This is a genomic window from Pseudomonas sp. 14P_5.3_Bac1 (assembly GCF_025466135.1).
Lineage (GTDB): Bacteria > Pseudomonadota > Gammaproteobacteria > Pseudomonadales > Pseudomonadaceae > Aquipseudomonas.
In genome coordinates, this window is the sequence record NZ_JANLOF010000077.1 from 105,611 (window position 1) to 118,282 (window position 12,672).

The 12,672-nt window shown below is 60.4% G+C and carries 16 protein-coding genes; 11 read left to right on the forward strand and 5 right to left on the reverse strand.

Features of this window, described 5'->3' with window-relative positions:
- Positions 1 to 59 precede the first annotated feature (59 nt).
- From NTD89_RS20600 to NTD89_RS20610, 3 genes are all read left to right on the forward strand, one after another.
- Positions 60 to 1,163, forward strand: a complete 1,104-nt coding sequence (locus tag NTD89_RS20600) for a PepSY-associated TM helix domain-containing protein (RefSeq protein ID WP_262209374.1) — start codon at positions 60 to 62, stop codon at positions 1,161 to 1,163.
- Entirely contained in the window at positions 1,160 to 1,342 is a 183-nt protein-coding gene (locus tag NTD89_RS20605; RefSeq protein ID WP_119737602.1) for a hypothetical protein, read from the forward strand. The genes NTD89_RS20600 and NTD89_RS20605 overlap by 4 nt, the downstream gene beginning before the upstream one ends.
- Positions 1,343 to 1,498: 156 nt before the next feature.
- Positions 1,499 to 2,128, forward strand: coding sequence for a glutathione S-transferase (locus NTD89_RS20610; protein WP_145157517.1), 630 nt, complete (start codon positions 1,499 to 1,501; stop codon positions 2,126 to 2,128).
- Positions 2,129 to 2,377: 249 nt separating this feature from the next.
- Here NTD89_RS20610 and creD read toward each other — a convergent pair whose 3' ends face one another.
- The 4 genes from creD to NTD89_RS20630 are packed head-to-tail and all read right to left on the reverse strand — an operon-like array spanning position 2,378 to position 6,435.
- Entirely contained in the window at positions 2,378 to 3,751 is a 1,374-nt protein-coding gene (gene creD, locus NTD89_RS20615) for a cell envelope integrity protein CreD (protein WP_262209386.1), read from the reverse strand.
- A gap of 51 nt (positions 3,752 to 3,802) precedes the next feature.
- Complete coding sequence (creC, locus tag NTD89_RS20620; RefSeq protein WP_145157521.1) at positions 3,803 to 5,242, reverse strand: two-component system sensor histidine kinase CreC; 1,440 nt, start codon at positions 5,240 to 5,242, stop codon at positions 3,803 to 3,805.
- Entirely contained in the window at positions 5,242 to 5,910 is a 669-nt protein-coding gene (gene creB, locus NTD89_RS20625) for a two-component system response regulator CreB (RefSeq protein ID WP_242200680.1), read from the reverse strand. The genes creC and creB overlap by 1 nt, the downstream gene beginning before the upstream one ends.
- Before the next feature lie 9 nt (positions 5,911 to 5,919).
- Positions 5,920 to 6,435 (reverse strand): ATP-dependent zinc protease, encoded by a 516-nt coding sequence (locus NTD89_RS20630; protein ID WP_145157525.1) that lies wholly within the window; start codon positions 6,433 to 6,435, stop codon positions 5,920 to 5,922.
- Between the two features lie 170 nt (positions 6,436 to 6,605).
- Between NTD89_RS20630 and NTD89_RS20635 the strand changes: the two genes are divergently transcribed.
- Positions 6,606 to 7,493 carry an acyltransferase gene (locus tag NTD89_RS20635; protein WP_262209389.1) on the forward strand — a complete coding sequence of 296 codons (888 nt, stop codon included), beginning with the start codon at positions 6,606 to 6,608 and terminating at the stop codon, positions 7,491 to 7,493.
- Here the strand turns inward: NTD89_RS20635 and NTD89_RS20640 are convergent.
- A complete protein-coding gene (locus tag NTD89_RS20640) occupies positions 7,490 to 8,062 on the reverse strand; it encodes a DUF2780 domain-containing protein (protein WP_145157529.1) in 573 nt (190 codons plus the stop codon). The two genes, NTD89_RS20635 and NTD89_RS20640, sit on opposite strands and share 4 nt — an antisense overlap.
- Before the next feature lie 151 nt (positions 8,063 to 8,213).
- Here NTD89_RS20640 and NTD89_RS20645 point away from each other — a divergent pair, with 151 nt between their 5' ends.
- From NTD89_RS20645 to NTD89_RS20675, 7 genes are all read left to right on the forward strand, one after another.
- Positions 8,214 to 8,840 (forward strand): sigma-70 family RNA polymerase sigma factor, encoded by a 627-nt coding sequence (locus NTD89_RS20645; RefSeq protein ID WP_262209391.1) that lies wholly within the window; start codon positions 8,214 to 8,216, stop codon positions 8,838 to 8,840.
- A complete protein-coding gene (locus NTD89_RS20650) occupies positions 8,837 to 9,514 on the forward strand; it encodes an anti-sigma factor domain-containing protein (RefSeq protein WP_262209392.1) in 678 nt (225 codons plus the stop codon). The genes NTD89_RS20645 and NTD89_RS20650 overlap by 4 nt, the downstream gene beginning before the upstream one ends.
- A gap of 247 nt (positions 9,515 to 9,761) precedes the next feature.
- On the forward strand, positions 9,762 to 10,163 hold the full coding sequence (locus tag NTD89_RS20655; RefSeq protein ID WP_262209394.1) for a DUF3757 domain-containing protein: 402 nt from the start codon (positions 9,762 to 9,764) through the stop codon (positions 10,161 to 10,163).
- Between the two features lie 297 nt (positions 10,164 to 10,460).
- On the forward strand, positions 10,461 to 10,721 hold the full coding sequence (locus tag NTD89_RS20660) for a hypothetical protein (RefSeq protein WP_237235701.1): 261 nt from the start codon (positions 10,461 to 10,463) through the stop codon (positions 10,719 to 10,721).
- Positions 10,722 to 10,858: 137 nt separating this feature from the next.
- Positions 10,859 to 11,212 carry a hypothetical protein gene (locus NTD89_RS20665; RefSeq protein ID WP_242200670.1) on the forward strand — a complete coding sequence of 118 codons (354 nt, stop codon included), beginning with the start codon at positions 10,859 to 10,861 and terminating at the stop codon, positions 11,210 to 11,212.
- 133 nt (positions 11,213 to 11,345) lie between these two features.
- Positions 11,346 to 12,287, forward strand: a complete 942-nt coding sequence (locus tag NTD89_RS20670) for a hypothetical protein (protein ID WP_262209397.1) — start codon at positions 11,346 to 11,348, stop codon at positions 12,285 to 12,287.
- Positions 12,288 to 12,650 carry a hypothetical protein gene (locus NTD89_RS20675; RefSeq protein ID WP_242200667.1) on the forward strand — a complete coding sequence of 121 codons (363 nt, stop codon included), beginning with the start codon at positions 12,288 to 12,290 and terminating at the stop codon, positions 12,648 to 12,650.
- Positions 12,651 to 12,672 lie beyond the last annotated feature (22 nt).

A 12,672-nucleotide genomic window follows, 5' to 3' on the forward strand; every position in this document is an offset into this window, starting at 1 on the left:
GCTGAGCTAATAACCAGGCCGTCCCCCGGGGCGGCTTCGGTGTGTCTGAAGGCTAGAAAATGAAAAGCAAAACCATCCGCCGCTGGTCCTTCATCCACACCTGGACCAGCCTGATCTGCACAGTCTTCCTGCTGCTGCTCGCCCTCACCGGCCTGCCGTTGGTGTTTCACCATGAGATCGATCACCTGCTGGGCAATGAGCCTGAACTGGCGCAGATGCCCGCCGATACCCCGCAACTGAACCTTGAGCAACTGGTGGCCAAAGCCCAGGCGCATCGCCCGGGTGAGGCGATGCAATACCTGGCGTGGGACGAAGACGACAAGAACGGCGTGATCGCAATCATGGCCGCCACGGCCGGCACCGAACCCAACTCGTCGCACACTTTCATGCTTGATGCCCGCACCGGTGAAGCCGTCGAAACCCCAGCGGCCAATGGCGGGCTGACGCTGTTCCTGCTGCGCCTGCATGTGGACATGTTCGCCGGCCTGCCGGGCAAGTTGCTGCTGGCCTTCATGGGCCTTTTGTTTGTGCTGGCGATTGTCTCGGGCACGGTGCTGTACCTGCCGTTCATGCGCCGCTTGAAGTTCGCCACCGTGCGCCAGGACAAGTCCACGCGCTTGCGTTGGCTCGACCTGCACAACCTGATCGGCGTGGTCACGCTGACCTGGGCGCTGGTGGTGGGCGTGACCGGTGTGATCAGCGCCTGCGCCGACCTGATCATCGCCGCCTGGCGCCAGGACAGCCTCAGCGCGATGATCGAACCCTACAAAAACGCGCCGCCACTGACCCAACGCGCGCCAGCCACCGAGCTGCTGAGCATTGCCGCCAAGGCCGCGCCCGGCATGGAGCCGGACTTTATCGCCTTCCCCGGCACGCGTTTTTCCAGTGAGCACCATTACGCGGTGTTCATGAAGGGCAGCACGCACCTGACCTCGCACCTGCTCACGCCGGTGCTGATCGACGCCAGCACCCTGGCCGTCACCGCTATCGCTGAGCGGCCGTGGTACATGGACGCCATGGGCATGTCGCAGCCATTGCACTTTGGTGACTACGGCGGCATGCCGATGAAGGTTCTCTGGGCAGTGCTCGATGTGCTGACCATCATCGTGCTGGGCAGCGGCGTTTACCTGTGGATCGTGCGGCGCAAGGCGGCCAGGGTATGAAGCCGCGGCAGTCGAACTTCTGGAAGGTGTTTGGCATTCCGCTGGGAATTGGCGTGCTCAGCGCGGCCGGGTTGTTTGCCGCGTTGCTCGGCGATGGGCTGTGGGACTCATTGAGCTGGGTCGGTTTGGGGATTCCTGCAGTCATTGGTGTTTGGGCGTTATTCAAGCGGCGCGGCTGAGGGCGCTATCGCTGGCAAGCCAGCTCCCACCTTGAAATGCATTGCCCCTGTGGGAGCTGGCGTGCCTGCGATGAGGCCCTCAAAAACACCCAAAGCCCCCTCGCCAGCCACCGCGCAACCCTCTAGGCTAGCCACTGCCCATTTCGAGGAATGCCCATGTCCACGCCCAGCATGACCTTGTTCCACAACCCTGCCTCACCCTTTGTTCGTAAAGTCCGCGTGCTGCTGATCGAAACCGGCCAGCAGGACCGCGTGGCCCTGCAAGGCTGCATGCCGACACCGGTCAACCCGGACGCGCAGCTGGTGCACGAAAACCCCGTGGGCAAGATCCCGGCCCTGCGCCTGGCCGACGGCAGCGCCCTGCACGACAGCCGGGTGATCCTCGATTACCTCGACCACCAGCATGTCGGCAACCCGCTGATCCCTCGCGACGGCTCGGCGCGCTGGCGACGCCTGACCCTGGCCTCAATGGCCGACGGCATCATGGACGCCGCCGTGCTGGTGCGTTACGAAACCGCCATGCGCCCGGCAGAAAAGCACTGGGACCAATGGCTGGATGAGCAGCGCAACAAGATCCGTCGCACCCTCGCGGAGTTGGAAGCCAATGCGATTGCCGAGTTGGCCAGCCACTTCGACATTGCGTCGATCAGCGTGGCCTGCGCCTTGGGCTACCTCGACTTCCGCCACCCAGACCTGCAATGGCGCGCTGCGAATCCCCAGCTTGCCGATTGGTACGCCAAGGTCAGCCAGCGGCCGTCGATGCTGCAGACCCAGCCGCCGATCTGACCCTGTGCAGTGAGCCCGCTTTGTGTGGCCAGCGGGCTTGTCGTGGCGAGCGGGCTTGCCCCGCGTTGGGTGGCGAAGCCGCCCCAATCAATCAGAATGCGGTCCATCAGGCACTCCTCTGTGATGGGTTCTGGGGCTGCTGCGCAGCCCAACGCGGGGCAAGCCCGCTCGCCACAACGACAACAGGGAACAGCAGGTTAATCCTCGCCACCAATTGCGTCTTTACCTGCTGATCTTCCCGTAACCCGATCATTGCACGGCCTCCAGGTCAAACTGCAGCGGCTCGGCCACCTTGCGCTTGCCCACGCCATACCAATCGAGTTTGCGCGTCAGCACCATCACTGTGCCCAATAGCCCGAACAGCAACAGCGAGCCCATCAGCAGCGCGTAATCCTCGGCACTGAGCAGCCCGTACAACAGGCCATACAGCGCCGCCAGCCCCGCCGAAAAGCCCAGCCCATGGGCAATGCTGCGCAGCACATGGCATACGTAGAAGCCGATCAACAACACACAGGCGCTCGCCGACAACAGGTACGCCGGGCCAAAGCCGATGTGTTCGGACAACGACAACAACAGCAGGTAAAAGAACGCCAGGGCAACGCCCACCAGCGCGTATTGAATCGGGTGCACCGCCAGGCTCTTGAGCACTTCGAACAGGAAGAAGCCGGCAAACGTCAGGGCGATAAACAGCAGCGCGTATTTGATCGCGCGGTCGCTCTTGAGGTACTGGTCCACCGGGTCAATGAAGTTCACGCCAAAGCTGCGGTTGCTGAAGCCATCACAGCTTCGCCCGTCCAGGCAGGTTTGCAGGGCTTGCTCCAGGTTGGTAGAGAAAAATGTGGTCTGCCAGTTGGCCGTAAAGCCTTTATCGGTGACGGCCCGTTGAGCCGGCAGGAAGTTGCCGATGAAGCTTGGGTGGGGCCAGTTCGATGCGAGCGAGACCTCACTGACCTTGCCCACCGGCACCACTTGCAGTTGTTCGGTGCCTTGCAGGCGCAGGTCAAAAGCGAAGTCCAGCACGGCCGGTTTCTTGCTGTCCTGTTCCGGCAATGCCACGTGCACGCCCTCCCCCAGCCAGTCCACTTGAGTGCCCGGCGAGAACGCCAGGCGTTGGTCGCCCAGTTCCAGTTTCAGTGCGTTTTCAATGCCGCGAATATCGCTGATGCCCACCGCCAGAAACGCTGGATCAAAGCGGTAATCGGCAAAGTCTTGCGTGATGCCCAGCTGCGCAGGCAGCTCGAAACGCCCGCTGATGCGGCTGTCGGCATGGAACAGTCGCGCCTGGTAAATACCCCGCGACCGCAGCTCGGTTTGCACCTTGCCATCGAGTTCAAAACGGTCCGGCAGGAAATACAGACGACCGCGCTCTTCACGGGTTTCCTCGTAGCGTTTATTGAGCTTTTCATTGAGTTTCCACTCGCGCACGGTCTTGCGATAAGGCACCACCATCACCGGCCCGTTGAGGTGCTGGCTGTAACTGGAGCTACGGGCGATATCCATCAGCACGCTGTCGCGGGCGTATTGGCGGTCAGCAATGATGCCGTTGATCATCAGCAACGGAATCAGCAACAGCAGAATCAGTAGCGCAATCGCGCCAAGTTTGAAAAGCAGGCTGCGGTTCATGGGGCTCTCCCTGTTTTGATGGGCAGAGCGTGAACCGCGCAGATGGGAGATTTATGTGGGCAATGTGGAGACTGTGTGGAGATGCAGCACCACTTGCACCCCGCCCTGCACATTGCCGATCTGCAACGCGCCGCCGTGCAGCTTCATCACTTCTTCAACAAAGTTAAGGCCCAGGCCGGTGCTTTTGCGCCCGCTCGCCGGGCGTGGCAGCGAGTAGAAACGCTCACTCAGGCGCGGCAAGGCGTAGTCGGGAATGGCCGCAGCCTGGTTGAACAGGCTGACCTGCACGTCGTTGTGCTGCGTGCGTGCGCTGAACCTCAACGTGCCACCGGGCGGCGTGAAGTCCAGGGCGTTATCGAGCAGATTACCCAAGGCCTGGCGCAGCAGGAACGGCTCGCCAAATACCTTCACATCCGCGCTAATCGCCTGTTCGACCTGCAAGCCGGCACCTTCAATGCGCGCGCATTGAGCCTTGAGCACCTCGTCGACCAGGGTCGCCAACGGCATGCTGACTTGCTCTTCCAAACCTTGGCGCTGCTCCACTTGGGCCAGGTTCAGCAGGCGCTCGATCAACTGTTGCAAGCGCGCGCTTTCACTGTCGATATTGCCGACGAAGCGCTGCTGTTGCTCACGGCTCATGTCGCCCTGCAACAGCTCCGCCGCGCCACGAATTGCCGCCAGCGGGCTTTTCAGTTCGTGGGTCAGGGTGTGCACGTAACGCTCGACATAGGCCTTGCCCTCCAGCTGTGTGCGCATGTGCTCAACGGCGGTGGACAGCTGCTTGAGCTCGCCGCCGCGGTAATGCGGCAACTCGGCGCGCCGACCTTCGCTCACAGCCTGGGCATACGCCGTCAGCCGATGCAGCGCCACGCTCAGCCACCACGACAACAGTGCGCCAAGCAGCAGGCCGAGGATCACCAACCCGGCGCCGTACCACAGCAGGCGGTGCTCGGTACGGTCGACATAGGGCTGCAACGAGCTGTTGGGCTTGGCCACGGTGACCACGCCGATGATCTGGCCGTTGTCGCGGATCGGCGCGCCCACGTGCATCACCGACGAGTTAGGGTCATTTAGCTCATTACGGGTCGACCGCGCGCCATATTCGCCGCGCAGGGTCAGGTACACGTCGTTCCATTTGGAATAGTCCTGGCCGACCGCCTCGCCCGTGGAGTCGAGCAACACAATGCCCTTGGCGTCCGTCACGTAGATGCGGTGGTTGACCTGGTTTTTCGGCAGGCCCCAGATCGTCGCGCCCGGCTGGCGGCTGCCGTACGCCTTGAGCAGCTCCGGCCAGTGGCTTTGGCCGAGGGTGCCGTTCTTCACGTCCAGCCGCAGGATTTCGGCCAGCAGGTTGGCCGTGTCCACCAGGGTTTCTTCGGTGGACTGGCGCACGCCAGGGCGGATCTCTTTCATCACGGTGTTGAGCACAAAATAGCCGGTCAGGCCGATAAACAGCGCGTACACCAGAAAAATCCGCAGCCCCAGGCGCATCAGCTATGGCTCGGGCTATAGCTGTAACCCAGGCCACGGTGGGTCTGGATCGGCTCGGCGTCGGCGGCCACGCTTCGCAGTTTGCTGCGCAGGCTTTTGATATGGCTGTCGATATTGCGTTCGTAGCCAGCGTCGGCGGGCACGCCCACCGCGTCGAGCAATTGCTCGCGGCTGAACACGCGCTCGGGTTGCTCAAGCAGGCTTTGCAGCAAGCGAAACTCATGACGCGTCAGGCTCAGGGGCTGACCGCGGTAATGGATTTGCATGCGTTCCAGGTCAACCTGGAACACGGCAGGCGCGGCGCCTGGACTGACGCGCTTGAGGATGGCCCGCACCCGCGCAGCCACTTCCCGTGGGCTGAACGGCTTGACCACATAATCGTCAGCACCGATCTCCAGGCCCACCACCCGATCAATCTCGCCGTCACGGGCGCTGAGAAACATCACCGGCACTTCACTGAAACGGCGCAATTGCTTGCAGGTTTCAAAGCCGCTGATGTCCGGCAGGCCGATGTCGAGGATGATCAAGTCAGCGGGCGACTGGCGCTGATGGGCCAGCGCCTCCTGGCCAAGGCTCAGCCAGGTGGTGGTGAAGCCCTCGCCTTGCAGGGCGAAAATCAGCGTGTCGGCTATCGCCGCTTCGTCTTCGACAATCAGGATATGCGGCATGTGGGTCCGTCAGCAGTCCGGTTTGTCGGCAGTGTAACGACGCGCCGGGTTCACCGCTGCGCCGAATTCACGCAGGGCCTTGGCGCCGATCAGCAGCGGATAGTTGAAGCTGCTGCGGTCGGTGAGGTTGACCTCAACGGTGCGCTTGACGTTGCCCAGGCACATTTCGAGGTCGATCACCGGGCGCTTGGCCACGGTGGCCTCGTCCTTGTCATCGTCTTCGTCGGCGCGGCTCTTGATTTTGCTGATGCGCGAGACTTTGTGTTCGTAGACTTTGTTGGAAGCGTCCTTGCCGCCGAGGCGGAAGCGCACCCAATCGTCGCCATCGCGGGTGAAGGTCTCGATGTCTCGGGCCGACAGCGAGGCGGTCAGCGCGCCGGTGTCCATCTTGGCCTTGAAGGTTTCGCCGATCTCCGGCAACTGGATGTATTCGTAGCGACCGTAAAGGGTCGGTTCGGCGGCCAGGACGGGCTGGGCAGCCACAACAGGAAGAACGAGGGCGAACGCGGCAAGGAGCAATTTCACGAAGTGATTTCCTCGAAAGAAGTAGGCGGATTCTAGACCGCAAAGGCAGCACTTAGTTAGTTCTCAACCATACCGGGAACATTGTGAAACATTCGTCCAGCGATTTGCGATTTGGCCTCTAGACTCAGCTTGCTTATCATGGCCCGCCCACAGGATTCCAAGAGTTACTTATGCGCCGCCTGCTCACCGGCTGTTTCGTCACACTGCTGCTATTGCTCAACACCCTGGTGCTGTTCGGGCCGTTGATGCTGTTTGCCCTGCTCAAGCTGGTGGCGCCCGGGCGCTATCGCGACTATGCCTCGTGGGCCGTGATGTGGATCGCCGAGACCTGGGCTGAAATCGACAAGCTGATTTTTTCGCTGTGCATCCCCACCCAATGGGACATCCGCGGTGGCGCGCAGCTACGTGGCGACACCTCTTACCTGGTGATCAGCAATCATCAGTCCTGGGTGGATATTCCGGCGCTGATCCAGGCGCTCAACCGGCGCACGCCGTTCTTCAAATTCTTCCTGAAAAAAGAGCTGATCTGGGTGCCCTTCCTCGGCCTGGCGTGGTGGGCGCTGGATTACCCCTTCATGAAGCGCTACACCAAGGCGTTCCTGGCCAAGCACCCGGAGCTGGCAGGCCAGGACCTGAAAATCACCAAAGAGGCCTGCGAGCTGTTCAAGCGCCAGCCGGTGACCGTGGTGAATTACCTGGAAGGCACGCGGTTCAACGCGGTCAAACACAAGCAGCAGGATTCACCGTATGCCCGGTTGCTCAAACCCAAGGCGGGCGGCGTGGCGTTTGTGTTGGCAGCGCTGGGTGAACAACTGGATGCGGTGCTCGACGTGACCGTGGTCTATCCGCAGCAAAAGATTCCAGGGTTTTGGGATTTGATCAGCGGCGCGGTGCCCAAAGTGATCATCGACATTCGCACCCGGGAACTCGACCCAGCGCTATGGCAGGGCGATTACGAGAGTGATCCGGCCTTTCGCCAGACCGTCCAGAACTGGGTGAACCAGCTCTGGAGGGAGAAGGACGCGCGCATCGCCCAACTGCGCGCGGAGCCTATTTAGCTGCCAGTGCCCCAGGCCGAGGCGAGTTTGCCCAGCACCGATTCGTTGGCGCCCTGACCACCCAGATATTGCAGGATTACCGGCGCAAACTTGCCGATCATGCTGTTATCCATGCCCAGCGCGCTGAAGGCGGTGTTCAGGTCGTTGGTGTTCTTCACGTTACCCAGCACGCTGTCCAGGCCGCTGGTTTTGCTGCCGCCGCTCTGGCCGAGCATCCCGCTCAAGGCGCCGAGGCTGCCCAGGGAGTTGTTCCCCGCGAGCTTATCCAGGCCGGGCACGCTTTTGCCCAATTGCGAATAGTCGGTGCTGCTCAATTGGTTCTTGGCCAGGCCCAGCATGGCGCCGGTACCGCCGACGGCTTGTTCAGGGGTGACGTTCAGTTGCGAAGTCAGGGCGCTCAGCAGGCCTGCGGTCTGGGAACTTGGCGCTGCTGCAGCCGCCTTGTTGTTGCTGCCCTGGGCGCTGGAAACGGCGTTGGCCACGTCACCGAGGCTGAAACCTGCGGCAAACACCGGGCTGGCGGCCACGGTCATCAGGCAGGACAGGGCAAAACCGCGTGAAATCTTCATCAAGACAACCTCTGAATGTAGGAGCTAAAAGCAGGCGTTGGACTGACAGTCCCGAAGGATTGTTCCCACCTGAAGATTAGTTCAGAAAAAGCTGCATCCAAATCACCCTACCGCGCGTATACCCAGCATGCACCGCTCGGAGTCGGATGGAATGAATGCTCAAGCTGGACTACCCTCTGCCTACCGTGCGCAGTCCCGTCGCCCTCGTTCGAGAGCCTGGAGAAGCCCTATTTCCACCAACGATGCTGACCCGTTGCAGCCCCTGCTGGCGCAGTGCGCCCTGGGCAACCGCCAGGCGTTCGAGACCCTCTACCGCAGTGTCTCGCCACGCCTGCACGGTGTTGCATTCCGGTTCATGGGGCGCAAGGACCTGGCTGAAGAAGTGCTGCAGGAAGCCTTTGTGCGCATCTGGTACAACGCTTCGCGCTACGAGGCGCACCTGGCGGCGCCGATGACCTGGATGGTGAACATCACCCGTAACCTGGCCATCGACCAGTTGCGCAAGCACCGTGAACAGCCCTTGGCCGACGGCCAGCAGGACGCCCTGCTCGACGACAGCCCCAGCGCCCACGAACAGCTCGACAGCGAGCGCGAGGCCCGCGCCCTCAACCGCTGCCTCGACAGCCTCGATGGCATGCAGCGCCAATCGATCACCGTGGCTTACTTCCGGGGCCTGTCGTGCTCGGAACTGGCCGACCACTTGGCGGCGCCCCTGGGCTCGGTCAAATCCTGGATTCGCCGTGGCATGGAGCGCCTGCGCAGGTGCCTTGAATCATGAACTATCAAACCACCGCCCTGCGCCGCGCCCTGGCCGCCGACTACGCGATCGGCCTGATGCCGGCTACCGCCCGTCGGCGCTTCGACGCCCTGTTATTGGAGGACGCTGCGCTGCGCGTCGAACTCGGCCACTGGCAGGATGCCCTCGCCAGCCTGACCGGCGCACTGCCCGAACGCCCGGTGCCGAATCATGTGTGGGCAGGCATCAAGGCACGGATCGAGCCGCAAGTGCTGCATTTGCCGGCGAAGAAGCCGTTCTGGATGAACTTCCGTCTGCTGGCGGCTGCATGTGCGGTCGTCGTCGCCGTGTTGGTCGGCGTGCTTTATCAGCATGACATCGGCGCCGAGTACAACGCCACGCTGGTTGCGGCCAACCAGCAACCGGCAATGCAGATCCAGGCATTTGGCGATCACCTGCAAGTGGAGCCGTTGACGTTGGCCGCTGTAGAGCCGACGCGCGCCCTGGAATTGTGGGCGATTGCGCCCGGAGGTAAACCGATCTCACTGGGCTTGGTGCCCAGCTCGGGTAAAGGCCGCATCCAGTTGAGTAAAGAGCAGCAAGCGCTGTTGACCGCCCCCGTGACCCTCGCCGTCAGCCTGGAGCCACAAGGCGGTTCACCGTCCGGCCAACCAACCGGACCGGTCCTGTACCAAGGCGCACTCGCCTCGCGCTGACACCCCATAAATCCCTGTGGGAGCTGGCTTGCCTGCGATAGCGGTGGGTCAGCCAGAGACAGGTTGGCTGGCCGACCGCAATCGCAGGCAAGCCAGCTCCCACATTTGATCTTCATCGGCTGGGCGACATTGAAATAACCATCACCTCAGCAATAAGAAAAAACACTAAAAAACTGTCATTTATACCAGTAGCCAGGCCTCACGATCGCCCGCAGCATGAGCCTCCGGCCCCTCCAGGAAGCTCACCATGAAGCGCGCACTGCTTGCAGGTTTGTCTGCAATGACAGGGCTGGTAGCAAATGCCATCGCAGCGACCGCAACCTGCCCACCGATCCAGAGCATCCATCAAACCGCGATGGCCGGTGGCGGTTATAGCTATGCAGCCTCACCGCCGGGCGGGCTTACCTGGACCGGCAAAAACCCGTCAGCGACCGCCTCCTACCTCAGTGACTCGACGTTCCACGATGCCCGATACGATGCACAACACAAAGCCGTCACCTGCACCTACAAGGGGCCAATGGGTAACGACGCACAGCTTTCGGTCACGCTCAAATCCGTCACTGAATGGAACCTCACGCCTACAGGTGAATGGAAAGGCACCTATTGCGAAGACGCTGACGCCACCAAATGCTCATTCACCCATCGGTGACCCACAGGTGATCATCATCGCCCAGGCGACTTGCTCCTGGCGATGGATGGCGCTTATAGTTCGGCGGTCGTCCACATGGCGACACGGGTTTGGCGACTCGGGTGAATGGTGCAAAAGCTTCTGCTTTTTTGCAGGTTCTTTTGCGTCCGCAATAGCTGCTTTCATGGTGGCTGTGCGCGGGAGACCTTCGGGTCTGCCGGTTCCATTCCCGGTTCGCCAACCTGCGTACAGCTGCCACCCATTCGTTTGGCGACGAATAAGTGTGTAGCCCACCTCTACTTGAATGGGTTTTAAAACATGAACCGATACATGCCGCTCACCGGCCACGACAGCACCACCCCTTCCCTGCTTATCGACACCCAAGTCCCGCTCGACGTACTCCACGACGCCGCCGTCTACCGCATCCGCGCGGTGACTCAAGTCATGGAAAACCTCGCGTTTCGTGAGGGCCTGAACACCGACAACCTTGTCCTCCAGGACTTCGCCTTGCTTTGCGCCATTCCATTGCGCGATGGCTGTGATCTGCTGGATGTGATCAGCCGGCGCTTGCAGGCTTAAATACCCGATGCAAAGAAGGGCAGCGCCCAGTTGCCCTTTCCTACACGCGAAACAACCTTAACTCGGAACCCAACCATCGCTGCAGCTCACCCAAGGCTACCCCTATCGGGCATCCCTACTCAGGAGCTGTAACCACCATGATCGGATTGATCTCCATCTTCAGCGTATTCAGCACGCCGCAACCCCCTGCGCCGGCCGCCGACATTGGCCAATGCCCCGCCACTGCCGATATCAACTCCACACCCTACACAGACCCCGACCTCCCTGCGCCGTATGGCGAAGGTTATCAATACACCGCGTCTGCCAACGGCAACACATGGACCGGCCAAACCGCCGGTACCAGCGACGACTACCTGGCCCCGGAGTACGAACTCAAACCCGAGGAAATCAACGAGCGCGACGGTAAAACTCACTGCGACTATGGCGGCAAGCGGGTGATAAAAAACGGCGAAGTGGCGGATCCGTACCTGCGACTTACCAAGCTTGAATGACTCACACTTGTCAGCGTCTGCCGGGACTTGCGTAGTCCCTTTCTGAAACGTCAAAAACGCCCCTGCACGCGTCTTACCTCACCTGTAGCAGCTTCTTATAGTCGTGCGCCTCAGTCACTTGGAGGTGCACGCTATGCAGGGACCTTACGCATTTATTAATGAACGGCCGCAGCCTTATCCGCTACTTAAACTCGACCTTTCGCTCAACCCTCACATTCAAACCAAGTTCGACACCCTCAACCAACACATCCGCAACGTCGTGGTATTGCCAGGGCAGTTGGTGATCATTCCCGATGCGCGTACCGCGTCTTGCACGACGGAAGAAGCCCAACTGATGCGCTCGGCGCAGAACATTAAACAGGCATTGTTCGCCCACTCCGCGACGGATCAATTCCTGATCAAAAACTACGATCAGTTGCAGGCCATCATGGCCCATGCGTCCCTGGGCATTGGCAGTGCCAGTAGCGCCTGGAGCAAGCACTTGGCGCAAATCGAGACAACCCTCAAGGAAATCGACGATTTGCATAAGCAGTACTTAACCAAGGGCACCCCAGCTGCGAGAGATGAGTTTCTGATCAAACGTCGGGCGCTGTTTGCGAAGCTCGATGGGCAACTATCCGGGATGGCCCGGTTTGGAACAGGTTTGAAAAACGAAGGTTCGATTAAAAAGATGTTGGGCATTTCCAGCAAAAGTTACTGGCAGCATGGGGAGATTCGTGGGTATGAAGAAAGAGTCAAGCGTATAGCTAAAGCCTCGCAGATCTTGAAGAAGGGCGCCTATATTGGTATTGCGCTAGATGGAGGGGCGGCAGCGCTGGAAATTGCGGAGGCATGCTCGACAGGACGTGAGCAAGAATGCACCCAAGCAAAATATGTCGAAGGAGGGAAGTTAGTGCTTGGCGTTGGCGGCGCATCAGCAGGCGGGATAATTGGGGCCCAGGTCGGTACTGGCGCTTGTATGCTCGTTTTTGGCATACCTACAGCGGGCGCCGCAATTGGGCTCGCAGGCGGCAAGCTAGGAAGCGCAATGGGCGAAGGCGCGGGTAAACTCCTCTATAGGACGGTAAAGGATTAAATGGCCTTGGAATATATCGGCATGTGCGCGGGCGCCATTATGTTACTCAGCTTTCCGCTCATCACCTATGTCATGTTTGAAAAATTGGATGCCGCAGAACGCTATATGCAATGCAGCACTTACATCACCGGAAACAGGAATACTTTTCGCAATACCCCGTTCGATGGGAGGCCGCAGCGCGTATTGGCCATGGCGACGGTCATTGTTATCCCAGGAATATTTCAATGGCGGCGCTTGGCACTCGTCGAAGACGTTGAGAAAATCCCACGCGCACTCAAATATTGGATGGTCATACCATCACTCATCCTTTTAACTTCCGCTACAACCATGATGATCAGCTCGTATTTTTTGTATTTTTACTGACCACCTAATACAAGGGCGCACA